This window comes from Amycolatopsis sp. NPDC006131 (assembly GCF_040614175.1).
In the GTDB taxonomy this organism is placed as follows: domain Bacteria; phylum Actinomycetota; class Actinomycetes; order Mycobacteriales; family Pseudonocardiaceae; genus Amycolatopsis_E; species Amycolatopsis_E tucumanensis.
Genome location: NZ_JBEXTX010000119.1, coordinates 1 through 22,799 on the forward strand (window position 1 = coordinate 1; position 22,799 = coordinate 22,799).

Sequence of the window (22,799 nt, forward strand, 5' to 3'; positions counted from 1 at the left end):
GCCGGCGCCGCCTCGTCATGTCTGGGCGGTCCCCGTCCCGCCGCCGTGGGCGCGCCGCTAAGAGGCTTGCGCCGCGGCGGGCTCGTCCGGTTGCAGACCGACCACGAGGTTGAACGTGCCGGTCAGCTGATTGAGCGCGACGAGGGCGGGGATTTCGACGATAACGCGGTCGCTCCATCCGTGTGCGCGCAGCCTCTCGACGTCGGCATCGCTGATCGACGAGGGCTCGGCGAGAACGGCGAGGGCGAACGCGATCAGCGCCGTCTCCCTGGCATCTGTGGACGTCGCCTGCCGAGCCAGGGCGATGTCGGTCTCGGACAGGCCGAGCGACCGCGCGGCGCCGGCGTGCGCCGCCAGGCACGTACCGCAGCCGATCCACTCCTGCAGCGCCAGGGAGATCTTCTCGCTGACCTTCCGCGGTATCGCGGCACGTTTCATGGCCCGGGAGAAGTCGAGGTAGCCCTGCAGGGTCGCAGGTGAGTGGGCCATCGTGGACACCATGTCCCCGGCACCGCCGTGCCGGGCGATGATGCCGGCGAGCAGTTCCGCAGACTTCGCCGGTGCGGCGTCTGGCGCCAGGGTGGCGATGCGGCGCATTGCAACCTCCTGTGTCTGCCTCCTGGGGCGAGGATATACCCCCCGGGGGTAGCGAGCAAGTTCCGAGGATGCTGTCCGTCTACTAGGCTTCTTAGTAGGGAGCTCGCCGAGATCGAAGGAGTGGGAGATGCCCAAAATGTCGAGCGGGGGACGCAAGCGCCGCCAGCAGCAACGCGCGATGGAGGCCAATCTCCGGCGTGAGATGAGCAAGCCGGGAAAGGTGGCGTACACCGCGGCGTATCGCCGCTGGCTCGTCGGCCGCGCCGTCGGCTGGGCGTTGATGGTCGTCGGGGTGGTCATGGCGGTGGTGCACATCGGTGCGCATCTCGGGAACTTCACGTTGCTGCCGACCACCGGGTTGCAGGACCTGCTGATCGGATGGCCCATGGCGGGCCTGCTGTTCATTGTCGGGGCGGTGTTCGCCGGCCGACGGGTGCGCGCCTGATCGGAGAGGGGGTGGTGACGCACGCCGGCCGCGCTACCCCCTCCCTCGTCTCTACTAACCTTCATAGTGGTAACGTTCTGGCAACGACGCCCCCGTCCCCGACCCGAGAGGCGCATCGTGGCTGGTCATCACGCGCAGCGTGTCGTCCGGAACAGCCTGCGGACGAGCGTTTTGCTGGCCGGATTCGCCGCCGGAGCGGCGGTTGCGGCGGCCCAGGCCGCGCCGAACGGGGGGGTCGCGCCTGCTGAGGCGGAAACCCTGACGTCGACCGGTGTTGGCGGTGGCGGAGCCGGTGTCGCGGAGCGCCTCGTGTTCCCAGCTCCCCAGCGTTCCGCCCTCGAGGAGGTCGCGGCCCTTGATGACGCCGAACAGACTCGCCGGGACAAAGCGGCGCAGGCGGCTCGGGACGAGGCCGCGCGCCAGGAAGCGGCTCGGCAGGAGGCGGCAAGGCAGGAAGAGCTTCGCAACCGGGTGTTCGCGCCGGTGACCGGTGTGATCACCTCCAACTACGGTCCCCGGTGGGGGACGACCCACTACGGCTTGGACATCGCCAACAAGATCGGCACGCCGATCCGCGCGCCGATGGCCGGGGTCGTGATCGAAGCGGGGCCGGCGAGCGGATTCGGGCTCTGGGTCCGGATCCGCCATGACGACGGGACGATCACCGTTTACGGTCACATCAACAGCTACTCCGTGCGTGAGGGGCAGCGCGTGGAGGGTGGCCAGGTGATCGCGCAGGTGGGTAACCGGGGCATCTCGACCGGACCGCACCTGCACTTCGAGGTGTGGTCGCCGAGCGGCAAGAAGGTGGACCCGCTCGAATGGCTGCAGGACCGCGGCGCCGATGTCACGGCTGGCTGACGGCATCCGGCCTCTCGTCTCGCGATCGCTGTAGTCTGAGGCGACCCTCTTTCGGCGCCTGTACCTACTCGGGAAGCCTCTTGTACTAGGCTAATTAGTACTACGTTTTCCCTGCGGTTCACCGCAATCCTGGCAATGGCAAGGCTTGTTGCGGCTGGGTTACGTCCGGCGCATCCGGGTGATCGCTGGTTGACCAATACCCTACGGGGGCATACTGTTTCACTCACTCGAGTGACGTGCACAAACGCAGCGGTGGTGCGAAGTCGTGGATGACGCCTCACCGTCACGGTCCCCATGAGTGAGGGAGACGTTATGCGAAGGTCACAGGTCCAGCTGTCCCGGAGAACGATCCTCTCCACGGTGCTGCTCACGTCTCTGAGCGGGCTGATCGCGTGCTCCAACCCGGCCTCGGGCGACGTCCTGGAGAACGTCCGCGGCAACGGAACCTTGCGGGTGGCGTTGACCCAGGCCAACCCACCGTGGAACTTCGTCGACGCCAACGGCGTTCCCGCGGGCTACGACGTCGATGTCGCCCACGAGCTGGCCCGGCGTATGGGCATCGGGAAAGTGGAGTTCGTCCAGGCCAGCTTCCAGACGTTCATCGAAGGAATCAAGGCAGGCCGGTTCGACATGGTGATCTCCGGCCAGACCATCACGGAGGAGCGCAAGCAGCAGGTCGACTTCTCCCGGCCCTACGAGGTCAACGGAATCTCGATCTTCGTCCCGACCTCGAACACGTCGGTCACCTCGTTGGCGGACCTGCGCGGCAGGACGGTCGCGGTGTCAGCCGGGACCACACAGCACAAGTTCGCCACCGAGAAGATCCCCGACGTCAACGTCAAGACCTATGACAACGCCACGCTCGGCTTGACCGACCTCTCGCGTGGCAACGCCGACGCCATGCTGGTCTCCCGGTTCCAGGGCAGCTACCTGGCCAGCAAGAACGGGCTGGCCGTCAAGCCGGCCGGGCCGCTGCTGGAAGCAGAGGTCAACGGAATCTCCTTCCGCAAGGACTCGCCCGCGCTGAAACGAGAGGTCGACCGGGTGATCAACGAGATGATCGCCGACGGAACGCTGACCCGGATCTCCCAGCAGTGGCTCGGTGGTCTGGACATGGCAGCCGAGCTCAGGGCGCTGCCCGCGAACTGAAAACCGTCGCCGCCCGTCGCGTGTGGAGGAAGTCATGGATCTGTTGACCAGTGCGTTCCCGATGTTGCTGCGCGGTTTCGGTGTCACCATTCTGCTCGGCGTTGCATCGTTCATCCTGGGTTCGGTTCTCGGAGCGCTGATCGCCCTGGCCCGGATCTCCGGGCTCCGGGTGCTGAGAGGTGCCGCGATCGCCTACGTCTCGGTGTTCCGCGGAACACCCCTCCTGATCCAGATCATGGTGATCTACTTCGGACTCCCGCAACTGGGAGTGCAGCTCGAACCGATTCCGTCGGCGATCCTCGCGCTGACGTTGTTCTCGGCGGCCTATCTGAGCGAGAACTTCCGCGGCGGCATTCTCGGTGTCGACAAAGGACAGTGGGAGGCGGCCTCGTCCATCGGCATGCCCTACGGGCGAACCTTCCGGCGGATCGTGTTCCCGCAGGCGATCCGGATCGCCACGCCGGCGGTGGGCAGCCGGTTCATCGCATTGATGAAGGACACCTCCCTGGCCTCCGCGGTCACCGTGGTCGAGTTGACCCGGGTCGCGGAGAGCGTCGGCAACGCGAGTTTCCGGTACATGGAGGCGTTTCTCCTCGCCGGTGCCATGTACTGGCTGATCAACACCGTGCTGTCCGTCGGGCAGGGGATGCTCGAAAAGCGGCTGGGAAGGGCGTACTGATCATGAGTGGACCGACCATCGAGATCACCGGCGTTCGCAAGAGGTTCGGCGATACGGAGGTGCTCCGGGGAGTGGATCTGTCCGTCGAGCGGGGCGAGGTGATCGTGCTCATGGGCCCCTCCGGCTCGGGGAAGACGACCCTCGTCCGGTGCATGAACCTGCTGGAGGAGCCCGATGCGGGCCAGGTGCGGATCTGCGACTGCGCGTTCACCTGCGGCGGCAGGCGGGATCGATCGCGCCGACGTCTGGCGCAACGGGCCCGCCAACGTACCGGCATGGTGTTCCAGCAGTTCAACCTTTTTCCGCACATGACGGCCCTCGGCAACGTTATCGAAGGGCCGCGCCAGGTCCGCGGGCTGGCGACGGCCGAGGCGGTCGCGCTGGGGGAGCGGTTGCTGGCCCGGGTGGGACTGGCGGACAAGCGCGACGAGTACCCGTCGCGCCTGTCCGGTGGGCAGAAGCAGCGGGTGGCCATCGCCCGGGCACTGGCGATGGAACCGGAGGTGGTGCTGTTCGACGAGCCCACGTCGGCGCTGGACCCGGAACTGCACGCCGAGGTCCTCGACGTGATCCAGGAGCTCGCCGGTGAAGGGATGACGATGGTGATCGTCACCCACGAAACCCATTTCGCCCGCGAGGTCGCCGACCGGATCGTTTTCATGGACGGGGGTGTCATCGTCGAGGAGGCGGCACCGGACGTCTTCTTCACCCGGCCCGCCCAGGAACGGGCGCGGTCGTTCCTCCGCCTGGTCGAACACACCGCGGCACCGGTGTCGGCGCCTCTGCCGCGTCGCGGCGAGGAGGCGGTATGACCACGGGGACCTTCGACGTCGACACCGCCCGGAAGGAGACGCCGGGGTGTGACACCGTGATCCACCTCAACAACGCCGGAGCCTCGCTGATGCCGCAGCCGGTCCTGGACAGCGTGGTCGGTCACCTGCAGCTCGAGGCCCGGATCGGGGGATACGAGGCCGCCGCGGCGGCCTCGGACGTGGTGGAGGGCGTGTACAGCTCGGCGGCGCGGCTGCTCGGCTGTTCGACAGCCGAGATCGCGGTCGTGGACAGCGCGACCAGAGCCTGGGACCTCGCCTTCTACGCGATCCCCTTCGGGCGCGGTGACCGCATTCTGACCAGCGAGGCCGAGTACGCCAGCAACTTCATCGCCTATCTGCAGGTGGCGGAGCGGTCCGGCGTGCGGATCGACGTGGTCCCCAATGACGAGTCCGGCCAGCTGTCGGTCGACCGGCTGCGCGAGATGATCGACGACCGGGTGCGTCTGGTGTCCCTGACCCACGTACCCACCAACGGTGGTCTGGTCAACCCCGCCGCGGAAGTGGGGAGGGTGACCCGTGCGGCTGGTATCCCGTTCCTGCTGGACGCCTGCCAGTCGGCCGGCCAGCTCCCACTAGACGTCGAGGCCATCGGATGTGACATGCTCTCGCTCACCGGACGCAAGTACCTGCGCGGACCACGGGGAACCGGCTTGCTCTACGTACGCCGCGAGCTCTTGCCCGAGCTGCGGCCACCGATGCTGGACCTGCATGCCGCGACCTGGGTCAGCCGGGACGGCTACCGGATGCGCGACGACGCGCGCCGGTTCGAATCCTGGGAGTGCAACTACGCGGCGAAGATCGGCTTAGGAACCGCCATCGACTATGCCCTCGGCTGGGGGATCGAGCCGATTCGTGACCGCGTCGGGGGTCTTGCCGAGGATCTGCGGGGCCGGCTCGAGGAGCTTCCGGGTGTGCGTGTCCGCGACACCGGGCTGCAGCGGTGCGGCATCGTCTCATGCACCGTGGACGGGATGCCGGGGGACGCGGTGAAGGCCGCGATGGCGGAGCGCGGCATCAACGTCAGCGTGTCCCGGGCCCCGTCGACGCGATGGGACATGGAGGCACGGGGACTGCCGGAAGTGGTTCGTGTGTCGGTGCACTACTACAACACCGTCGACGAGATCGAGACGTTTTGCCTGGCGCTGGAGGTGGCGATCCTGCGGTCAGGCCGGTGAGTCGTCGCCCTGCTTGCCTTCGACCGCGTCCGCCAGTTGTTCCGAGGGGGCAGGGGTGGCGTGGTGGTGTGGCCGTGGCTTGCCGGAGAGCGTGATGTGACCTTCGCTGTGGAGGCGCTCGGCGAGGTGCGGGTAGTGCAGCTCGAACGCGGGCCGCTCGGAGCGGATCCGGGGCAGCTCCAGGAAGTTGTGCCGCGGCGGCGGGCAGGTGGTGGCCCATTCGAGCGAGTTGCCGAAGCCCCACGGGTCGTCCACCGTCACCGGTTCGCCGAACCGGTAACTCTTGACCACGTTGTAGATGAACGGCAGGACCGAGGCGCCGAGGACGAATGCGCCGATCGTGGAGATGGTGTTCAGCAGGGTGAATCCGTCGCTGGCCAGGTAGTCGGCGTAGCGGCGCGGCATGCCCATGGCCCCGAGCCAGTGCTGGACCAAGAACGTCGTGTGGAACCCGATGAACGTGGTCCAGAAGTGCAGCTTGCCGAGTCTCTCGTCGAGCATCCGCCCGGTCATCTTCGGGAACCAGAAGTAGATCCCGGCGAAGGTGGCGAACACGATCGTGCCGAACAGCACGTAGTGGAAGTGCGCCACCACGAAGTAGCTGTCGGTGATGTGGAAGTCCAGCGGCGGTGAGGCCAGGATGACCCCCGTCAGCCCGCCCAGCAGGAACGTGACCATGAACCCGACCGACCACAGCATCGGCGTCTCGAAGGTGAGCTGCCCCTTCCACATCGTGCCGATCCAGTTGAAGAACTTGATCCCGGTCGGGATCGCGATCAGGAACGTCAGGAAGGAGAAGAACGGAAGCAGGACGGCGCCGGTGGCGAACATGTGGTGCGCCCAGACGGCGATCGACAACGCCGTGATGCCGAGGGTGGCGAACACCATCAGCCGGTAACCGAACAACGGTTTGCGGGCGAACACCGGCACGATTTCGGTGATGATCCCGAAGAAGGGAAGTGCGACGACGTACACCTCGGGATGGCCGAAGAACCAGAACAGGTGCTGCCACAGGATCGCTCCGCCGTTGGCCGGATCGAACACGTGCGCACCGATGACGCGGTCGGCGAGCAGGCCGAACAGCGCTGCCGTGAGGATCGGGAACGCGATCAGTACCAGGACGCTGGTGAAGAGAATGTTCCAGGTGAAGATCGGCATCCGCCACATCGTCATGCCAGGGCAGCGCAGGCACACGATCGTGGTCACCATGTTGACCGCGCCGAGGATCGTGCCGAGGCCGGACACGGCCAGCCCCGCGATCCACAGGTCACCGCCGATGCCGGGTGAGTAGCTGGCGCTGGAGAGCGGGGCGTACCCGGTCCACCCGAAGTCGGCGGCGCCGCCGGGGGTGAGGAACGAGGACAGCACGATCGAGCCGCCGAACAGGAACAGCCAGTAGGAGAAGGCGTTCAGCCGGGGGAACGCGACATCGGGCGAGCCGATCTGCAGTGGCACGACGAGGTTGGCGAAGGCGAACAGGTTCGGGGTCGCGTAGAGCAGCAGCATGATCGTGCCGTGCATGGTGAACATCTGGTTGTACTGCTCGCTCGAGAGGAACTGCAGGCCCGGGCGTCCGAGCTCGGCGCGCATCAGCAGCGCGAGAAGTCCGCCGACCAGGAAGAACCCGAACGAGGTGACCAGATACATCATGCCGATGAGCTTGTGGTCCGTCGTGCGGAGCAAGCCCAGCAGTACCGCGCCCCGCGGGCCGGGTGGACGGACCCGCCGGGCGATCGGTGCGGGTGCGAACTCGATCTGCGACCTGGTCACGCGGCACCTCCGGCACCCTCGCCGTTCTACTAAATGTGATAGTAGTCACGGGCTGGTCGCAACGCCAGCGGGCGGTTTCTCGTCGGCGTCGGGATGCCGGATCGTGCTCTACTGCGCCAGCCGCCCGGCAGGTGCGGTGGAAGGGAAGTCAGGAGCGCACGAGCCTGGCGATGGCCTGCGAAGCTTCCTGTACTTTTTCCTCCGCTTCCTGGCCACCCGCGGCGGCCGCGTCCACCACACAGGTGGCGAGGTGTTCGTCGAGAAGCTCCAATGAGAACGACTGCAGCGCCTTCGTCGCCGCGGAGACCTGGGTGAGGATGTCGATGCAGTACTTGTTCTCTTCGACCATCCGTTGCAGTCCGCGGATCTGTCCCTCGATCCGTCGCAGCCGCTTGAGGTAGCTGTCCTTGTCCCCGGTGTAGCTGGCCATCGGTTCACCTGCCCGCGTCGAGTGTCACCTCAACGTCGAGTCTATACCCGAAAGGGGTATGTGGGGGTCTACTGCACGCCGATCGGGCACGCCGCAATGGCCGCGGTCAGGAGCAAGGCTCCGCCGGTGACGAACGGCAACGTCGTCGCGACGATTCCCGCCGCGCCGCAGGCCAGTGCCCGGCGTGCGCTGCCGGACTCGTTCCACCTGTCGAGGCGTGCGAGGCGGAGGGCGACGGCGTCGCCGGCTATCGCCAGGGCCCCGTCGGGAACGCCGTGTCCCGTCACGCCCAGGAGGGCTGCGCGGACCGCGGCCGGCCCGTGCCGTCGCGCTGCCGCTTCGTCAGCCGACAGTTCGACGAGGTCACGAATCGCCGTGGGCGCTTGGCGGAACAAGGGGACGAACGGCACGGTCCTGCGCAGCACCTCGGCGAGGCCGACCAGGAGGTGGTGGTGGCCGCGCAGATGCGCCTGCTCGTGCGCGAGCACGGCTGCCGCGCAAGCTGACGGCAGGTGCCGGGTCAGGCCGTCGGTTGCCACGATGACGCCGGGCCGGCCGGCGATGCTGAACGCCATCGGCTCATCGTGTGCGAGCCACAATGTGCGGGGACGGCCAGCGCCGGCCCGGCCGGCAAGGCGCAGGAGGGCCAGATGATCCCGGCGGGTCCGCCGCACCCGCCGGATCTCGCCCAGTCCGACGACCGCCAGTCGGATCGCGCCGGCGAGCAACATGATCACGCTCGCGACGCCGCCAAGCTCCTCCAGCTTCGGCGATGTGCCGTGTTGCAGTGCGGTCCAGCACCCGTTCAGCGCGGTGGCGAGCGATCCGGCCGTGCCGTGCTCTGGGATGAACAGCAGGAGGATCCCGACGGTGCCGGCGAGCAGCACACCGGACATCGACAACAGCCAAGCGCTGAGGAGTGCCCTGGGGTCGCGATGCCGCAGATCCGCGTGGGTCAGGACGCGTGGAACCAGCCACCCGGCGACGAGGGCACCCACGACGAGTGCGACGGCGACGATCACCGGCGACGGCCTCTGCGGAGAGCGGCTCGCAGCACGGCGGCCTCTTCCTCCGACGCCGACCTGGCGAACCGGAGCAGGGCTGCTTCCGGGTTGCCGGATTCGGCCAGTACCTCCCGAAGCGCCCTCGCCGCGGCTTCCTCGCGGGCGAGCGCCGGCTGGTAGAGGTAGGCCTTGCCGTGCAGTTCCCGGCGCACCCACCCCTTCCGGTGCAGGTGGTCCAGGACCGTCATGACGGTGGTGTAAGCCAACCGCTTCCCGGTGTCCAGCCGATCCAGGACGTCACGGACCTTCGCCGGCTCGTCTGTCCGCCAGAGGACCTCCATGACGGCGGCCTCCAGCTCGCCGAGCCCGAACATCGCACCTCCCGCGCTGGCCTACTATTGCCAATAGTAACTGTTGGCGCGGTTCCCGCCTACCGGCTCGAAGGAGAAACGACATGTCAGGGTCGGTCACGGTGCTGGCGGCAATTCCCAGCCCGCCGCAGGGGGTCTGGCAGATCGGCCCTGTCCCGGTCCGGGCGTACGCCCTGTGCATCATCGCCGGCATCTTGACCGCGATCTGGTGGGGAAACCGGAGGTACATCGCCCGGGGCGGCAGGCCGGGGACCGTCACCGACGTGGCCGTCTTCGCTGTGCCGTTCGGCATCATCGGAGGCCGTGTCTACCACGTGGCGACCGACTACTGGCGCTACTTCGGCCCGGGGAAGAACCCGTGGGACGCGCTCAAGATCTGGGACGGCGGGCTCGGTATCTGGGGTGCGATCGCCTTCGGTGCGCTGGGTGCCTGGATCGGGTGCCGCCGCGCCGGCGTGTCCCTGTCGCTGTTCGCCGACGCGGTGGCGCCGGGCATCGCCGCCGCGCAGGCGATCGGGCGCCTGGGGAACTACTTCAACCAGGAGATCTACGGTCGGCCGACTTCCCTGCCCTGGGGGCTGGAGATCTACCGCCGGGTCGACCCTCTGACGGGGCGGGAGGACAACCTCGGAGGTGTCGCCGTTGACGGCCCGCGCGTCGCGGTCGTGCAGCCGACGTTCCTCTACGAGATGCTCTGGATCGCCGTGGTCGTGGTGCTGCTGGTGTGGGCCGACCGGCGGTTCCGGCTCGGACACGGGCGGGTCTTCGCTCTCTACGTCGCGGGCTACACCCTCGGTCGCTTCTGGATAGAGCTCCTTCGCGATGACACCGCCACCCAGGTGTTCGGTCTCCGCGTGAACACGATCGTTTCCGCGGTCGTCTTCCTCGGCGCGGTCGCCTACTTCGCGGCCACGCGGCGCAAAGGCGCGAGGGAGGCCGCTGGGCCTGGTGTTGTCAGCCGGGAGAACGCAGTCCGGCAAGCGTGACCTTCACCAGGCGTTCGACCGCGTCGGGTGCACGCAGGCCGGTGGACGCCGACAGGGCGTGCAGGCAGTAGGTGGTGAGTTCGTCTGAGGGGATGTCGACGCGGACAACTCCGGCCGCGGCGCCTTCCGCGAGCAGGTCCCGGACCAGCGTGCGCAGTTGCTGTCGTGCCTTCGCGACCTGCTCGTCCTGGTGCAGGAACGCGGCGAGTTCGGTGTCGTGGTGTCGGCCGGTGTGATGGGAGACGAAGGCGTAGGCCTGTAGTACGGCTTCAAGTCTGGCGGCAGGTGTGTCCGCCCCGTCGCGGGCCTGGACGAGGTGTTCGAGGTGTGCGGCGATCTGGCGCTCGTGCCAGGCGCGCAGGATCGTCTCGACGTCGGGGAAGTACTTGTACAGCGTGGCTCGCCCGATCCCGGCCCTCTCGGCCACGCGCGACATGGTCACCGCTCGCAGTCCCTGCTCGGTCACCAGTGCGGCTGCTGCTTCCATCGTCGCCTCGCGCACCTCCCGGCGGTGCGCGTCGATCGTGTCGTTCCACAACTTCGGCACGAACCTACTATACGGCTCGTCGAATACGCGACACTGCATCTTGACCGTAGACAGCATGTATCGATAAATTGCGTGCAACACGACGAGAGAAGGGGCAGGGTCATGGTGACCGCCGAGGGCCGGGTCGAGACCGACCGCCCGAGCCGCTACCTCGTCCAGCTCTGCCGCCACGCGAGTCAGGTGGGCCGCCGGGGGCTCCACCGCCCCCTCGGGCACGACCCGGGTCGACCGACGCGGGAAATGCCTGATGGGCTGCGCGCCGAATGGTCCGACACCGCCGGAACGATCACGTTCCGGCCTTGGGGCCTGTGCCTCGTTGAGGCAGCTGAGGGTGCGCTGATCCTGCGTATCGACGCGACCGATGAAGACGGCCTGTCCCGGATTCAGGGGATCATCGACCGGAACTTCAGTCGTTTCGGGAGGCGGGATCAGCTCGCCGTGCGCTGGCAAGACCCGGTCGGGGCCGCGGACACCGAAGCGCCGGAATCGAGGGCGAATGCCACGGCTCCTCCCCGTCGGCGTGGACGGTTTCTCGCTGCGGCAGGGGTGCTCGGTGTGGCGCTGCTCGTCGCTGCGCACCTCGGCGCGGCGGGGGCCGCTGCCGTCGTCATTCGCTGGCTGGGCTGGACCGCGCTCGGTGTGGCTGTGGTGCCGGTCCTGGTCGTCGGCGCCCACTTACTTCTTCCCGGCGTCCTGTTCGGCGTGCGCCGACACCTCGCCCGCCGTCGGGACTGACGGTCGGCGTGATCTACTAAGAACAGTAGTATGAACTTGTGGCGCAGCGAACCGGTGAAAAGGGCACGGATGCGGTTGCCCAGGTTTCGTCGCCGGTGAGCACCGCCGTCGACCTCCTACCAAAGCGGGCGACAAGGCGCCGGCGGCGGGGTCCGGTCCTGTGGCGATCAGCGCTCGCCGCGGCTTCCGGGGCCTTGCTGTACCTGAGCTTCGCGCCTCGCCCGCTGTGGTGGCTGGCGCCGGTCGCGTTCGCCGGGCTCGGGCTGGTCTTGCACGAGCGGCGATTCCGGGCGGGGTGCGGGTACGGGTTCGTTTTCGGTCTCGCGCTGTTCCTGCCGTTGCTGTCGTGGCTGCAGGATTTCCTCGGGGCGGATTTCGGGCCGTGGCCGTGGCTGGCGCTGTCGGCCAGCCTCGCGCTCTACCTCGCGCTCGTCGGCGGCCTGATCACGCTTGTCCAGCGGCTGCCCGCAGGTCCGGTGTGGATGGCGCTGATCGTGATCGCTGCCGAGACGCCGCGGGCGTGGTTCCCCCTCGGCGGTTTTCCCTGGGGGCGGGTCGCATTCACCCAGCCGGGGGGCGTGTTCCTGTCGCTTTCCTCGATCGGTGGGGCGCCGCTGGTCGGGTTTTCCGTGGTGTTGTGCGGTTTCGGGGCGAGCGTCCTGCTGGTGCGGTTGCGGCGGAAGGGAGATCGGCCCCGCGTCCTTCTCGGACCGGTGGCGGCGATCGTGGCTCCCGTTGCTGCGGGGCTGGTGGTCTGGCCCACGGTCGGCACCGAGGCGCAGACGGGAACCCGGACGGTCGCGGTGGTTCAGGGTGGTGCTCCCGACATTGGCCTCGCCCTGCAAGGCCAGCGGAGTTTGCTCAGGGAGACCCACCTGGCCGAGACCCGGCGGCTCCTGGCGGAGGTCGAGGCGGGCCGTGTCGCCAAGCCTGACCTCCTGGTGTGGCCCGAATCGGCCGCGAACGTGCCGGTGGACCGGTCACGGCTGGACGCGGTGGTCGGCGAGTTCGGTGCCGACGCGCTCGTCGGGGCCCTCGAGCGAAGGTCCGACGGCCGGGTGCGGAATGTGGTGATCGCGTGGGAGCCGGGAGTGGGGCCTGGCGAGCGCTATGCGAAACAGCAGCTGGTGCCGTTCGGTGAGTACACGCCCGCACGGTCCGTCGCCCGGCTGGTGACGCCATTCGTGAACGAGGCTGAAGAGGTGGTCCCCGGGGACGGGCGACCTGCCGTGCTCCCGGTCGCGAGCACCAGCGTGGGTGTCGAGGTGTGCTACGAGGTCGCCTACGACTACCCAGCCCGGGACGCGGTCCGGGCGGGTGCGCAGCTGCTCACCGTGCCGACCAACAACGCGTGGTACGGGCGCAGCGAGATGAGCTACCAGCAGCTCGCGATGGCCCGTCTGCGCGCGGTGGAACACGCACGTGCGGTGGTCGTCGCGGCGACCAGCGGGGTTAGCGCCGTCATCCGGCCGGACGGGACGGTGGTCAGCTCGACCGAGCTGTTCACCGCGGGGTTCCTCGTCGAGGAGGTGCCCTTGCGGAGCCAGGTGACGCTGTCGGACCGGCTGGGCGCCTGGCCGGAGTACTCGACCATCGCGGCGGCGGTCGCGGCCGTGCTGGTCGCGCTGCTACGTCACCGGAAGCGTGGAGTCGAGCAGGTAGCCGAGCCGTCCCAGGGCTAGCCCAGTTGGCCGTTGGCGGACGCGTGGTCTGTCTTGATCGCCTTCAACAGGCGCACGACCGGGGTCAGCTCCTCGATCTCCCGGCGGCACGGCGAGCACATCCGGGCGTGACGGTCGAACTCGGCGTGCTCTTGCGGGCTCAAGATGCCGAGCAGATAGCTGGCGGTGGTGGTCGTGAAGGGACACCTTCGCACCATGGGGCCTCCCGTCGCATCACCACTACGAACAGTCATAGTAGGACGAATTCCGTGCTCTTGGTATACGTCACTGGCCGGGCGCGGGCTGGACCGACCCCTCGGTGCGGGACTGCGGCTGACGGCCGGCCAGCATGTCGTCGAGGACGCCGGCGAGCAAGGGTGCGTCCGTCTCACCGGTGATCTTGGCGACGATGGTGCCCGAGCGGTCGATGAAGAACGTCTCGGGAATCCCGTAGACACCGAAGTCCATGGCGGTGCGGGACCCGGGATCGGTCACGTACTGGTACTGCCTGCCGCGACCCAGCTCGTTCAGGAAATCGACGGCCGGTCGGCGCTGATCCTGGTAGCTGATACCGACGAAGGTGACGCCCGAGTCCGCGTAGGTGTCCGCCGCGGCGGTGAGGACGGATTGCTCCGAGCGGCACGGGACACACCACGAGGCCCAGAAGTTGACCACCACGATCCGCCCGCGCAGCGAGTTCAGCGCCAGCTCGCCGTCGCGCTCGAGGTAGGGGAGCGTGAAGTCCGGGGCCGGTTTGCCGACCAGCGGTGTGTCCACGAGGGTCGGATCCTTGCCGAGGCCGGTCCCCAGGATCGCGCCCACGGCGATCGTGACGACAGCGATGGCCAGGGCGGCCCAGCGCAGCCACCGCATGGTCGAACTGCGGGGGTCGTCGGTGTCCGTCCGAGCGCTCATCGGCCTGCCTTCCTCAGTTCCCGTCGTGCCGTGTCCACCAGCGCGGCAACGTCCTGCCGGGCGGAGGCGCTGAGGTCCGGGCGCTGCTGGAGCTGATCGAGCGTGCGCAGGGCGGCCTCGGGGTCGTTGCGCTGGAACAGCTCGACGTTCGCCTGGATCCACAGTGCCGTGGCCGCGGCGTCGGCGTCGGCGGGCAGCGAGGGTGCCGCCGACGGCATGGGCATCGGCATACCGGAAGTGCTTTGCATGACCTCGTTGCCGGTGACGAATCCGTTCTGCGGTCGTTGCTGCACCGAGTCCGGGAGGATGACGAGTGCGGCGACGGCCGCGAGCAGCACCGTTCCGAGGTAGGCCAGCGCCCGGGTACGGGCACCGCGCCTGGCGCGGCGGGAGCCGGACGGTTGGGCGGGCAACGAGTCGAGCCGGGCCAGGGCGTCGGCGGCGGCTCGTTCGTACTCGGAGCGGAGCAGCTGGGCAGGCCCGGGTGGCACCTCGCCCGCCCTGATCTGCTCGTCGAGTGCGATGAGGTCCCGGATCGCTTGATCGCGTTCCTCTTCGGCCAGTTCGCGTTCAAGACTCATAGCAGATCCTCGCGACGGTACTTTCCGCGTGCGGCCTCCACCTCTCGCACGACCTGCTGTCGTTGATCCTCACCGAGGAAGGGGGCCGCATGATGCCGCCGCCTTCGCGCGAGCGTGGCTACTCCAGCCACGCCGGCCAGTACGCCGATTGCGGGCAGCAGCCACAGCCAGACGGTGCGTCCGCGGACGGGCGGGTCGAGCAGGACCCAGTCGCCGTACCTGGCTCGGAAGTAGTCGACGACCTCCTGATCGCTGCGGCCGGCAGCGACCTGCTCCTGCACGGCCTGTCGCATGGCGCCGGCGGTTTCGGACGGCGATTCCGCGATCGAGACGCTCTTGCAGACCGGGCACCGCAGGCGCTGCTCGAGCTGGTAGGCGCGGTCGCCCGGGGTGCCCGGGCCGGTCAGCAGCTGAGCCGCCACCACCCCGAGCAGGCTCAGGACTCCGGCCAGGCACGCGAGACTGATGAGCCTTCTACGCACGTGCGGACGCCTCCTCCGCTTGGGAGCGGTCGCCGGTGTCCTGGCGGCGGCGCCGCTCACTCAGCGCCCACAAGCCGCCCGCGGCCATCAGGAAACCACCCGCCCACAGCCACGACATCAGGGGATAGCGGTAGAGGTTGACCGTGATGGTGTCCGGGGTGAGCTGCGCGAGCGCCACGTAGATATCGCGCCCCGGAGTGCTCCAGACGCTCGGAATGCCGACCGCCTGGGGCTGGTTAGTGAAGGACTCCAGCTTCGGTGTGGCGGTCCAGTCGAGCTCGCCGTCGGCGTGGAAGGACAAGTGGGCGTCCCGCTGGACGCGGTCGGGCTCGGTGTGCTGCTCGGCGCGGTCGAAGGTGACGGTGTAACCGCCGAACTCGGTGCTTCCACCGGGCTCGAGGGTGACGGTGGCCCGGGTCGCGGTGGCTCCGGCGACCGCGATCGCCACCGCGACCACGGCGACCCCGATGTGGGCGAGCTGTCCGCCCCAGTACGCCCGCTGGCCGCTGACCAGCCGCCACAGTCCCGAGGGCCGCCGGTTCGGTGCGGTGACGAGCAGGTGCCGGACGCTCGCCGCGGTGATGGTGGTCGCGAGGAAGGCCACGGCGATGACCCCCACCGAGCGGATCCCAGCCAGCGTGACCGTCGCGGCCGCGGCGCTGCCGAACAGGAGTGGGAACCGCAGCCGGGTCCACAGCAGACTCGGGGTCGCCCACCGGTACGGAGTGAACGGCCCGGCTCCCATCGCCAGCAGGAGCGCGAAGGACAGCGGGACGGCCATCCGGTCGAAGAACGGGCGCCCGACCGACACCTGGCTGCCGGTGAGGGCCTCGACGAAGATCGGGTAGACCGTGCCGAGCAGGACGACGAAGGCGAACAGGCAGAGCAGCAGGTTGTTGAGCAGGAACACGCCTTCCCTGCTGGCCAGCCGCAACGATCGGGTCCGGTTGGCGACCGCCTCGCCGCGTACGGCGAACAGCGTGAATCCACCCACCAGCACCACGATGAAGAATCCCAGCAGGGCAGGGCCAACCCCGGACTGGGTGAACGAGTGGACCGAGGCGACCACCGACGATCGGGTCAGGAACGTGCCCAGGATGGTCAGCCCGAAGGTGGTCAGCGCGAGGACGAAGTTCCAGGCCTGCAGCATCCCGCGCTTGACCTGGACCACCGCCGAGTGGAGGAACGCGGTGGCGACGAGCCAGGGGATGAACGCGGCGTTCTCGACGGGGTCCCAGGCCCAGTAGCCGCCCCAGCCGAGCACCTCGTAGGACCACCAGGCGCCCACAACCAGTCCGGCGGTCAGGAAGCTCCACGCCACCAGGTTCGCCCGCCGCGTGCGGACCAGCCAGTCGACTCCGGCGCGACGGATGACGAGAGCGGACATGGCGTAGGCGAAGGAGACGGTGAACCCGACGAACCCGAGGTAGAGCAATGGTGGGTGGATCGCGACCATGATGTCGTTGCGGAGCAAGGGGTTCGGTCCCGGCCCGTCGATGGGCGGGTCGGGCAGGATCTCGAACGGGTTGGCGACCGTGGTGATCAGGCCGAAGAAGAACGCGGCGACCAGACCCATGAACGCCAGTGCGCCGGTGCCCAGCCGATCGGTGATGCCGGTGATCCGCCGAGCGGCGAACAGGATGTACCCGGCGAGGATCAAGGCCCACAGGACGATGCTTCCGTCCAGCGCCGACCACGCGCTGGTGATCGTGTACAGCAGGGGCGTCGCCCGGGAGTGGGTCTCGGCCACGTAGGACATCGTGAAGTCGTCGGTCAGCAACGCCGTCTCGAGCGCGATCATCGACAGGGCCGCGCCGACGGCCATGAGCACGGTCGCGGCTCGCAACTGGCTCACCCGGACAGCCTGGGGACGCCGCTGCGCGCGGAACCCGTACAGGGCCAGCACCAGGGACGCGGCCAGACCGAGCAGTGCACCCGCCCACCCTGCCGCTGGGAGCGCGTACTTCATCGCGGGTCACCTCCACTGGTGGCGGGTGGCCCGGACGAGGCCGGCGGTCGGTAGTTCTCGTCGTGCTTGACGATCATGGTGTCGGAGACGAACTCCTGACCCTGCCAGGCGCCCTCGACGACCACGCCGATGCCGGGCTGGAAGAGCTGGGCGACCGGACCGGTGTGCAGCACGGTGACAGCGGGGCTGTCCGGCGTGGTGTCCGAGGCGACGACGAACTCCAACCCGCCGGGGATGCGTTGCTCGCTGCCGGGACGGACGAACCCGCCGAGCTGGAAACGTCGCCCGTCCGGGTAGTCGCCGTGCTTGGCGATCGCCTCGCCGGGGGTGAGGTAGTAGACGAGGTTGCCGTTGAGGTTGCCGAACAGCAGTACGCCGACCAGGATCGCGACGATGCCGACGCCCGACACGGCGAGCAGGCGGTAACGCTTCACTTGTGCCGCTCCCGTTCCCGGCGGATCGCGGCCGAGTGCACGATCAGCTTGATCGTGTAGCCCACCAGGGAGCCGAAGGCGATCAGGAAGCCGACCACCACCCAGGCCCATTCGGACATCATTCACCGACCTTCCAGCCGGGGAGCGCGGACTGCGCCGCCGGCGAGTTCACGGTCCTCGGCCACGCGCGACGCGGCGAGGTCCTCTTCGAGTACCGAGAGCCGGATCCGAGCGCGCAGCAGCATCAACGCGACGACGGTGAACGCCGCCAGGTTGACCAGGAGCACCACGAGCATCCGATGGTCGATCGTGGGATCGCCCGGTTTGAGCACCGTCGGCGGCTGGTGCAGGGCACGCCACCACACGACGGACATGTGCACGATCGGCACCTGGACCAGCGCCACGATCCCGAGCACGGCAGAGCGTCGTGCGCGCAGCGCCGGATCGAGGGTCCCGCGGCGCAAGGCGAGGTAACCGAGGTAGACGAAGAACATCAGAGCGGTGGTGACCAGGCGCGGATCCCAGGTCCACCACACACCCCACACCGGTTTGCCCCACCACGAGCCGAGCACGATCGTGAGACCGGTGAACAGCACGCCCAGTTCCGCACTCGCCGCGGCCGCCCGGTCGAACCGGTCCCGGCGCCGCCACAGCCACAGTCCACCGAGGACGCCGGTGAGGGCGAAGCAGAGATAGGCGACCCAGGCGGTGGGCACGTGAACGTACATCAACCGCTGGTACTCGCCCTGTACGCGATCCGGTGGGGCGAGGACCGCGCCCACCAGGCCGGCCGCCAGCAGGATCCCGGCCACGACCGGCAGACGACGTCCGAGCAGGCTCATGCGCTTTCCTCCACAGCGTTCGCGGTCAGCAGCAGCGCCAGCCACCCGATCGCCACCGTCATGATCTGGACCAGCAGCCACAACCAGGGCGTGCGACTGTAGGCCGCGGCCTTCAAGATCTCCGTGGCGCCCAGGAGCAGGGGTAGCGCCAGTGGGCAGACCAGAACCGGGCCGAGGCTGCTGCCGCCGGCGAAGCCGTGCACCAGCGCCCCGGCGAGGGTGCCCAGCGCCGCCAAGCCCACACTGGTGAGGAGCATGATCACCGGCAGCCAGGCGCCACCCGAGAGGTCGGGCTGGTAGAGCGCGATCGTCACCGGCAGCAACAGGGCTTCGAACAGCAGCAGCACGACCGCGGTCGCGGCGGCCCGCCCCGCCGCACGTGCGGCCGCCGGTATCCCGGCCAAGCGCAGCATCGCCAGGTGGCCGGCCGAATCGGCCGCCGTCTGGCGCAGCGTGACCAGCACTCCGAACAGCAGCACGACCACCCAGTACATCCCCATGCCGAGCCCGGCGAGCAGGGGCCGGTCCGCGCCGACCGCCAGCGGCACGAGTAACAACGCCACGGCGCCGAACGGGGTGATGATCCACAGCACCTCGCCGCCCCGGGCCTCGATCCGCAGCTCTGCCCGGGCCACCTCGCACGCCTGCCGCAGCGGGCTGGGAGCAGTCGCCGTCACCATCGACGGCCCTCCGGGGCCATGCCGGGCGCGGCGGGAACGAGGCGTCCCGTATCAAGGGCGACGAGCTTGTCGGCCACCGATTCCAGCCGTGGTCGATCGTGCGACACGATCACGACGGCGCCGTCCCTGGCCCGGACCCCGTGGACCAGGAGGTCCACCAACCTGAACGAGGACGGGTCCAGGCCGGAGTGGGGCTCGTCGAGCAACAGCAGGGACGGCTCCGTGAGCAGTATCCGGGCGAGGTCCGCCCGACGGCGCATCCCCTGGGAGCAGTGTTCGGCCCGCCGGCTCGCCGCGCGGACGAGTCCGGCGACGTCGAGTGCCTCCTCTGCCGCCTTGGCCGATCGCCCGGTCAGGGCGGCGAGATACCGCAGGTTCTCCTCCAGGGTCAGCCGCGGGTGAAGGGCGCTGTCGTGGCCCACCAGGCCGATCGACGGGCGTACCCGGTGGGTGGCTGCGGTGCCCAGGCGCGCGCCCAGCACGAACCCGCCACCGCCGGTCGGCGGCAGCAGCGTGGCGAGCACGCGCAGGAGGGTGCTCTTGCCGGAGCCGTTGGGGCCCACGACCCCGGCCACCTCCCCGGCTCCCACGACGAGGTCGAGCCCGCGCAGGACCGGCGTGCGGCCGAGGTCGACGCCCAGGTCCGCGACGGCGACCACCGGATCCACGCCACCTACTATCATCGCTCGTAGGATACAAGCCCGGTGCCGGGAAGCGCTGATGCCCCCGGTGCGGCTGGGTTCCATCGAACAGGCAGGTTTGTCGAGTGGAGTTGTACGCGTCGCTGTCGTTGGCCGTGCTCGCCGGAATCATCTCGTTCACGTCGCCGTGCGCGCTGCCGCTGCTGCCGGGCTACGTGTCCTACATCTCCGGAATCTGCCGTCCCTCGGACGAGGGTCCGTCGGCCGTGGTGACGAAGCGCCGGGTGGGTGCCGCATCCCTGCTGTTCATCGTGGGCTTCTCGGCCGTGTTCGTGGCGCTCGGCGCGACGTCGTCGGCGCTCGGGCTTCTGCTGGCGCAGCAACGGCAGGCGCTGACCGTGCTCGGCGGTGTTCTCGTGATCGTGATGGGCCTGGTCACACTCGGGCTGGTCCGAATTCCGTTGCTGCACAGAGAGATTCGCTTCGATTTGCACCGGGTGCGAAGCGGGCCGGGAGGTGCGGTGGTGCTCGGGGCCGCGTTCGCGCTCGGGTGGACGCCGTGCGTCGGGCCGGTGCTGGCCTCGATTCTCACGACCGCGGCGAGCACCGCCACGGTGGGGACCGGGGCGCTGCTGCTGCTGGCCTATTCGATCGGGCTCGGTGTGCCGTTCGTGCTCGTCGCGGCCGGTATCGCACGCGGGCAACGTGGCCTCGGCTGGCTGCGCAGGCACACCCGCAAGATCGAAATCGCCGGTGGCGTGCTGCTGATCGCGATGGGAATCGCGATGCTCACCGGGGGATGGACGCAGCTGATGGGCCGGATGCTCGCGGTGTTCGCGCGTCTGGGCTGGCCTCCGGTGTGACCTGTCCCGGAACATCCACCGGGCAGGCGCGCCGCCGCCACCGCACCACGACGGCGGCGGCGAGGGCGAGCAGGGACAGGACCGCGAGCACCGGCTGCACGGGCGCCCAGATGCCGAGGGCGCCGGAGATGCCCAGCAGTGCCACGACGATCTTGTTGCAGATCGGGCAGCCCACAGCGAACACCGCGGCCGTGACCGCGCCGAGCACGCCTCCGCGACCACGGACGTCGCCGGCCCGCCGGGGAATGGCGACCCACACCCCGGCCAGCACCGCCGTGAGGACCAGCACGGGCGGCTCCCACCAGCGGACCGCGGTCATCCGGGTGAACAGCGCAGTGTCGATGACGTCGGTCGGCACGCCGACGGCGAGGGCGCTCACCACGGCGGTGCCGACGGGCGGTCCCCACCTCCGCACGTGCTCACTCCACATAGGACACCACCGTCATCATGCCCGCTTCTCCGTGATAGATGTTGTGGCAGTGGGTCAGCCACTGGCCGGGGTTGTTCGCGTCGAAGTCGACCTCGACGGTCTCTCGGGGCAGGACGATAGCGGTATCCTTGCGGGGACCCGTCCCGTTCGCGCCACGCACCTGGAAGGTGTGGCCGTGCAGGTGCATCGGGTGGAACATGTCCGAGTTGTTGACGAACCGCAGCCGGACCCGCTGGCCCTGCTGGATGGGCAGGCCGTCCTGGGGGTTGAACGCCTTGCCGTTGATCATCCAGTCGTACTTGGCGCCGGGGCCGGCAAGCACCAGATCGTGGGTCACGTCCGGCGTCTTGTCCGGCAGGGCGACGGTGGGGGCCGCGGTGAAGTCGGCCACGGTGGCGATGCCGGACATCTTCAGCTGTGTCACCGCGCCGTCGTTCGCGGCGCCCGCGCGGGCGGCGCCGGAATGCAGCAGGACCTGGGCGTAGGGTGCTTCCTTGCCCTCCGGGATCGCGAGCACGGGCACGCCGCGGTCCGGAAGGGTGATGACGGCGTCGATCCGTTCTCCCATGCCCAGCAGCACCGAGTCGACCCCACCGGGGGCCACGACGGGGAAGCCGTCGGTGTGTGAAACGTGCATCGGGACGCCGGGTACACCGACGCGGAACGCCGTGTCACCCGCGGCGTTGATCAACCGGAGCCGGATCCGCTGGCCTGCCCTGCCTTCGAAACTCGTGGGCGCGCTCGCGATCCGGCCGTTGGCCAGCATGTACGGGTAGCTGACGTCCCCGGCGTCGCCGCCCAGCACGTTGGACTTGCCCACGCCGGACATCCCGGGCATCGCGCCGTGCCCCATCTCGGACATGTCGGAGCCGGTCGATCCGCCCATCATCATGCCGTTCTTGCGCAGGTCGTCCAGGACGGCGTCGGGATCGGTGCCGGTTCCGTCGAGCCAGTCGTCGAGCACGATCACCAGCTCGGTGTCGTAATTGCCGCCTTCCTCGGGGTCTTCGACGATGAGTGGTGCGTACAAGCCGCGATCCAGCTGGACTCCGACGTGCGGGTGGAACCAGTAGGTGCCCGCGTCGGGCACGGTGAACTCGTAGGTGAAGTTGCCCTCGGGGGCCACGGCGGCCTGCGTGACGTCCGGCACGCCGTCCATGTCGTTGCGCAGTGCGAGCCCGTGCCAGTGGATGGAGGTCGGCTGGGGGAGGCGGTTGGTCAGCAGTGCGTGCAGCACCTCACCCCGTTTGACCCGGATTTCCTTCCCTGGCAGTGAGCCGCCGAAGGTCCAGGTCTTCACCTGGATGCCGCCGAGGTCCACGTCGCTCGGCATCGCGTCGAGGGTCACCGACTGGAGGCTCGCGTTGCCCGCGCGCCGCGCCTGTTCGGCTTGTGCCACCAGAGGTGAGGTCGGCCCGATCTTCGCCCCCGAGGCGGTGCCGCCTCCCGACGAGCACGCGGCCAGGCCGACCGCCGCGGTCGCACCGGCTCCCAGCGCGAGGAACCCGCGCCGGCTCATGCGGCTGCTCAGGAACAGGGGCAGGTGCTCGGAAGGTGTCATGACTCCCTCGGCCGGTCGCTTCATCTACGAATGTCAATAGTATATGTCCGCCGCGGCTACTCGGCGGATCACTGCTCGCTCGCGTTGTCCTTGTCGTGGTCGCCCGGGATGACCGCGTCGGTGAGGGCCTGCGACGGGGCCTTGACCCCGGCGTGGAC

28 protein-coding genes are annotated in these 22,799 nt (G+C 68.9%); 10 read left to right on the forward strand and 18 right to left on the reverse strand.

Features of this window, described 5'->3' with window-relative positions; all coding sequences use genetic code 11:
* Positions 1-57: 57 nt before the first annotated feature.
* The gene (locus tag ABZ215_RS36830) at positions 58-597 is read right to left on the reverse strand and encodes a carboxymuconolactone decarboxylase family protein (protein WP_354955086.1); all 540 of its coding nucleotides are present in this window, start codon (positions 595-597) and stop codon (positions 58-60) included.
* A 127-nt stretch (positions 598-724) separates the two neighbouring features.
* Between ABZ215_RS36830 and ABZ215_RS36835 the strand changes: the two genes are divergently transcribed.
* From ABZ215_RS36835 to ABZ215_RS36860, 6 genes are all read left to right on the forward strand, one after another.
* Positions 725-1,042 (forward strand): hypothetical protein, encoded by a 318-nt coding sequence (locus ABZ215_RS36835; protein ID WP_354955088.1) that lies wholly within the window; start codon positions 725-727, stop codon positions 1,040-1,042.
* A 117-nt stretch (positions 1,043-1,159) separates the two neighbouring features.
* On the forward strand, positions 1,160-1,903 hold the full coding sequence (locus ABZ215_RS36840; protein ID WP_354955090.1) for a M23 family metallopeptidase: 744 nt from the start codon (positions 1,160-1,162) through the stop codon (positions 1,901-1,903).
* 312 nt (positions 1,904-2,215) lie between these two features.
* Positions 2,216-3,052 carry an ABC transporter substrate-binding protein gene (locus ABZ215_RS36845; RefSeq protein WP_354955092.1) on the forward strand — a complete coding sequence of 279 codons (837 nt, stop codon included), beginning with the start codon at positions 2,216-2,218 and terminating at the stop codon, positions 3,050-3,052.
* Positions 3,006-3,731 carry an amino acid ABC transporter permease gene (locus ABZ215_RS36850; protein WP_354955094.1) on the forward strand — a complete coding sequence of 242 codons (726 nt, stop codon included), beginning with the start codon at positions 3,006-3,008 and terminating at the stop codon, positions 3,729-3,731. The genes ABZ215_RS36845 and ABZ215_RS36850 overlap by 47 nt, the downstream gene beginning before the upstream one ends.
* Positions 3,732-3,733: 2 nt before the next feature.
* Positions 3,734-4,543: an amino acid ABC transporter ATP-binding protein gene (locus ABZ215_RS36855; RefSeq protein WP_354955096.1), complete on the forward strand. Its 810-nt coding sequence runs from the start codon at positions 3,734-3,736 to the stop codon at positions 4,541-4,543.
* The gene (locus ABZ215_RS36860) at positions 4,540-5,739 is read left to right on the forward strand and encodes an aminotransferase class V-fold PLP-dependent enzyme (protein WP_354955098.1); all 1,200 of its coding nucleotides are present in this window, start codon (positions 4,540-4,542) and stop codon (positions 5,737-5,739) included. Before ABZ215_RS36855 ends, ABZ215_RS36860 begins: the two co-directional genes overlap by 4 nt.
* On the opposite strand, the gene ctaD is transcribed toward ABZ215_RS36860, so the two are convergent.
* From ctaD to ABZ215_RS36880, 4 genes are all read right to left on the reverse strand, one after another.
* Positions 5,728-7,473, reverse strand: coding sequence for a cytochrome c oxidase subunit I (ctaD, locus tag ABZ215_RS36865; protein WP_354955138.1), 1,746 nt, complete (start codon positions 7,471-7,473; stop codon positions 5,728-5,730). The genes ABZ215_RS36860 and ctaD overlap by 12 nt on opposite strands.
* A gap of 184 nt (positions 7,474-7,657) precedes the next feature.
* Positions 7,658-7,939, reverse strand: a complete 282-nt coding sequence (locus ABZ215_RS36870; protein WP_354955100.1) for a metal-sensitive transcriptional regulator — start codon at positions 7,937-7,939, stop codon at positions 7,658-7,660.
* A gap of 68 nt (positions 7,940-8,007) precedes the next feature.
* Positions 8,008-8,961: a M56 family metallopeptidase gene (locus ABZ215_RS36875; protein ID WP_354955102.1), complete on the reverse strand. Its 954-nt coding sequence runs from the start codon at positions 8,959-8,961 to the stop codon at positions 8,008-8,010.
* Positions 8,958-9,317, reverse strand: coding sequence for a BlaI/MecI/CopY family transcriptional regulator (locus ABZ215_RS36880; RefSeq protein ID WP_354955104.1), 360 nt, complete (start codon positions 9,315-9,317; stop codon positions 8,958-8,960). The genes ABZ215_RS36875 and ABZ215_RS36880 overlap by 4 nt, the downstream gene beginning before the upstream one ends.
* A gap of 80 nt (positions 9,318-9,397) precedes the next feature.
* On the opposite strand from ABZ215_RS36880, the gene lgt reads away from it, so the two are divergent.
* The gene (lgt, locus tag ABZ215_RS36885; protein ID WP_354955106.1) at positions 9,398-10,300 is read left to right on the forward strand and encodes a prolipoprotein diacylglyceryl transferase; all 903 of its coding nucleotides are present in this window, start codon (positions 9,398-9,400) and stop codon (positions 10,298-10,300) included.
* Here lgt and ABZ215_RS36890 read toward each other — a convergent pair.
* Positions 10,269-10,847, reverse strand: a complete 579-nt coding sequence (locus tag ABZ215_RS36890; RefSeq protein ID WP_354955108.1) for a TetR/AcrR family transcriptional regulator — start codon at positions 10,845-10,847, stop codon at positions 10,269-10,271. The two genes, lgt and ABZ215_RS36890, sit on opposite strands and share 32 nt — an antisense overlap.
* 102 nt (positions 10,848-10,949) lie before the next feature.
* Here ABZ215_RS36890 and ABZ215_RS36895 point away from each other — a divergent pair, with 102 nt between their 5' ends.
* Positions 10,950-11,582 carry a DUF2218 domain-containing protein gene (locus ABZ215_RS36895; RefSeq protein WP_354955110.1) on the forward strand — a complete coding sequence of 211 codons (633 nt, stop codon included), beginning with the start codon at positions 10,950-10,952 and terminating at the stop codon, positions 11,580-11,582.
* Positions 11,583-11,740: 158 nt separating this feature from the next.
* Positions 11,741-13,264, forward strand: coding sequence for an apolipoprotein N-acyltransferase (gene lnt, locus ABZ215_RS36900; protein ID WP_354955140.1), 1,524 nt, complete (start codon positions 11,741-11,743; stop codon positions 13,262-13,264).
* Here lnt and ABZ215_RS36905 read toward each other — a convergent pair.
* The 10 genes from ABZ215_RS36905 to ABZ215_RS36950 all read right to left on the reverse strand — a co-directional run bounded on the left by ABZ215_RS36905 (position 13,261) and on the right by ABZ215_RS36950 (position 19,829).
* Positions 13,261-13,461, reverse strand: a complete 201-nt coding sequence (locus ABZ215_RS36905) for a zf-HC2 domain-containing protein (RefSeq protein WP_354955112.1) — start codon at positions 13,459-13,461, stop codon at positions 13,261-13,263. The genes lnt and ABZ215_RS36905 overlap by 4 nt on opposite strands.
* A gap of 67 nt (positions 13,462-13,528) precedes the next feature.
* Positions 13,529-14,158, reverse strand: coding sequence for a redoxin domain-containing protein (locus ABZ215_RS36910; RefSeq protein ID WP_354955114.1), 630 nt, complete (start codon positions 14,156-14,158; stop codon positions 13,529-13,531).
* The gene (locus ABZ215_RS36915) at positions 14,155-14,739 is read right to left on the reverse strand and encodes a hypothetical protein (protein ID WP_354955116.1); all 585 of its coding nucleotides are present in this window, start codon (positions 14,737-14,739) and stop codon (positions 14,155-14,157) included. Before ABZ215_RS36915 ends, ABZ215_RS36910 begins: the two co-directional genes overlap by 4 nt.
* Complete coding sequence (locus ABZ215_RS36920) at positions 14,736-15,221, reverse strand: cytochrome c-type biogenesis protein (RefSeq protein WP_354955118.1); 486 nt, start codon at positions 15,219-15,221, stop codon at positions 14,736-14,738. The genes ABZ215_RS36915 and ABZ215_RS36920 overlap by 4 nt, the downstream gene beginning before the upstream one ends.
* Complete coding sequence (locus tag ABZ215_RS36925; RefSeq protein ID WP_354955120.1) at positions 15,214-17,190, reverse strand: cytochrome c-type biogenesis CcmF C-terminal domain-containing protein; 1,977 nt, start codon at positions 17,188-17,190, stop codon at positions 15,214-15,216. Before ABZ215_RS36925 ends, ABZ215_RS36920 begins: the two co-directional genes overlap by 8 nt.
* The gene (locus tag ABZ215_RS36930) at positions 17,187-17,624 is read right to left on the reverse strand and encodes a cytochrome c maturation protein CcmE (RefSeq protein ID WP_354955122.1); all 438 of its coding nucleotides are present in this window, start codon (positions 17,622-17,624) and stop codon (positions 17,187-17,189) included. The genes ABZ215_RS36925 and ABZ215_RS36930 overlap by 4 nt, the downstream gene beginning before the upstream one ends.
* On the reverse strand, positions 17,621-17,746 hold the full coding sequence (locus tag ABZ215_RS36935; protein ID WP_354955124.1) for a hypothetical protein: 126 nt from the start codon (positions 17,744-17,746) through the stop codon (positions 17,621-17,623). The genes ABZ215_RS36930 and ABZ215_RS36935 overlap by 4 nt, the downstream gene beginning before the upstream one ends.
* Positions 17,747-18,466, reverse strand: a complete 720-nt coding sequence (gene ccsA, locus ABZ215_RS36940) for a cytochrome c biogenesis protein CcsA (protein WP_354955126.1) — start codon at positions 18,464-18,466, stop codon at positions 17,747-17,749.
* Positions 18,463-19,146 carry a heme exporter protein CcmB gene (locus tag ABZ215_RS36945; protein ID WP_354955128.1) on the reverse strand — a complete coding sequence of 228 codons (684 nt, stop codon included), beginning with the start codon at positions 19,144-19,146 and terminating at the stop codon, positions 18,463-18,465. Before ABZ215_RS36945 ends, ccsA begins: the two co-directional genes overlap by 4 nt.
* Complete coding sequence (locus ABZ215_RS36950) at positions 19,140-19,829, reverse strand: ABC transporter ATP-binding protein (RefSeq protein WP_354955130.1); 690 nt, start codon at positions 19,827-19,829, stop codon at positions 19,140-19,142. Before ABZ215_RS36950 ends, ABZ215_RS36945 begins: the two co-directional genes overlap by 7 nt.
* Positions 19,830-19,912: 83 nt before the next feature.
* On the opposite strand from ABZ215_RS36950, the gene ABZ215_RS36955 reads away from it, so the two are divergent.
* On the forward strand, positions 19,913-20,650 hold the full coding sequence (locus ABZ215_RS36955; protein ID WP_354955132.1) for a cytochrome c biogenesis protein CcdA: 738 nt from the start codon (positions 19,913-19,915) through the stop codon (positions 20,648-20,650).
* Here the strand turns inward: ABZ215_RS36955 and ABZ215_RS36960 are convergent.
* Positions 20,577-21,065: a hypothetical protein gene (locus tag ABZ215_RS36960; protein WP_354955134.1), complete on the reverse strand. Its 489-nt coding sequence runs from the start codon at positions 21,063-21,065 to the stop codon at positions 20,577-20,579. The two genes, ABZ215_RS36955 and ABZ215_RS36960, sit on opposite strands and share 74 nt — an antisense overlap.
* Before the next feature lie 4 nt (positions 21,066-21,069).
* Complete coding sequence (locus ABZ215_RS36965) at positions 21,070-22,641, reverse strand: multicopper oxidase family protein (protein WP_354955136.1); 1,572 nt, start codon at positions 22,639-22,641, stop codon at positions 21,070-21,072.
* Positions 22,642-22,799 lie beyond the last annotated feature (158 nt).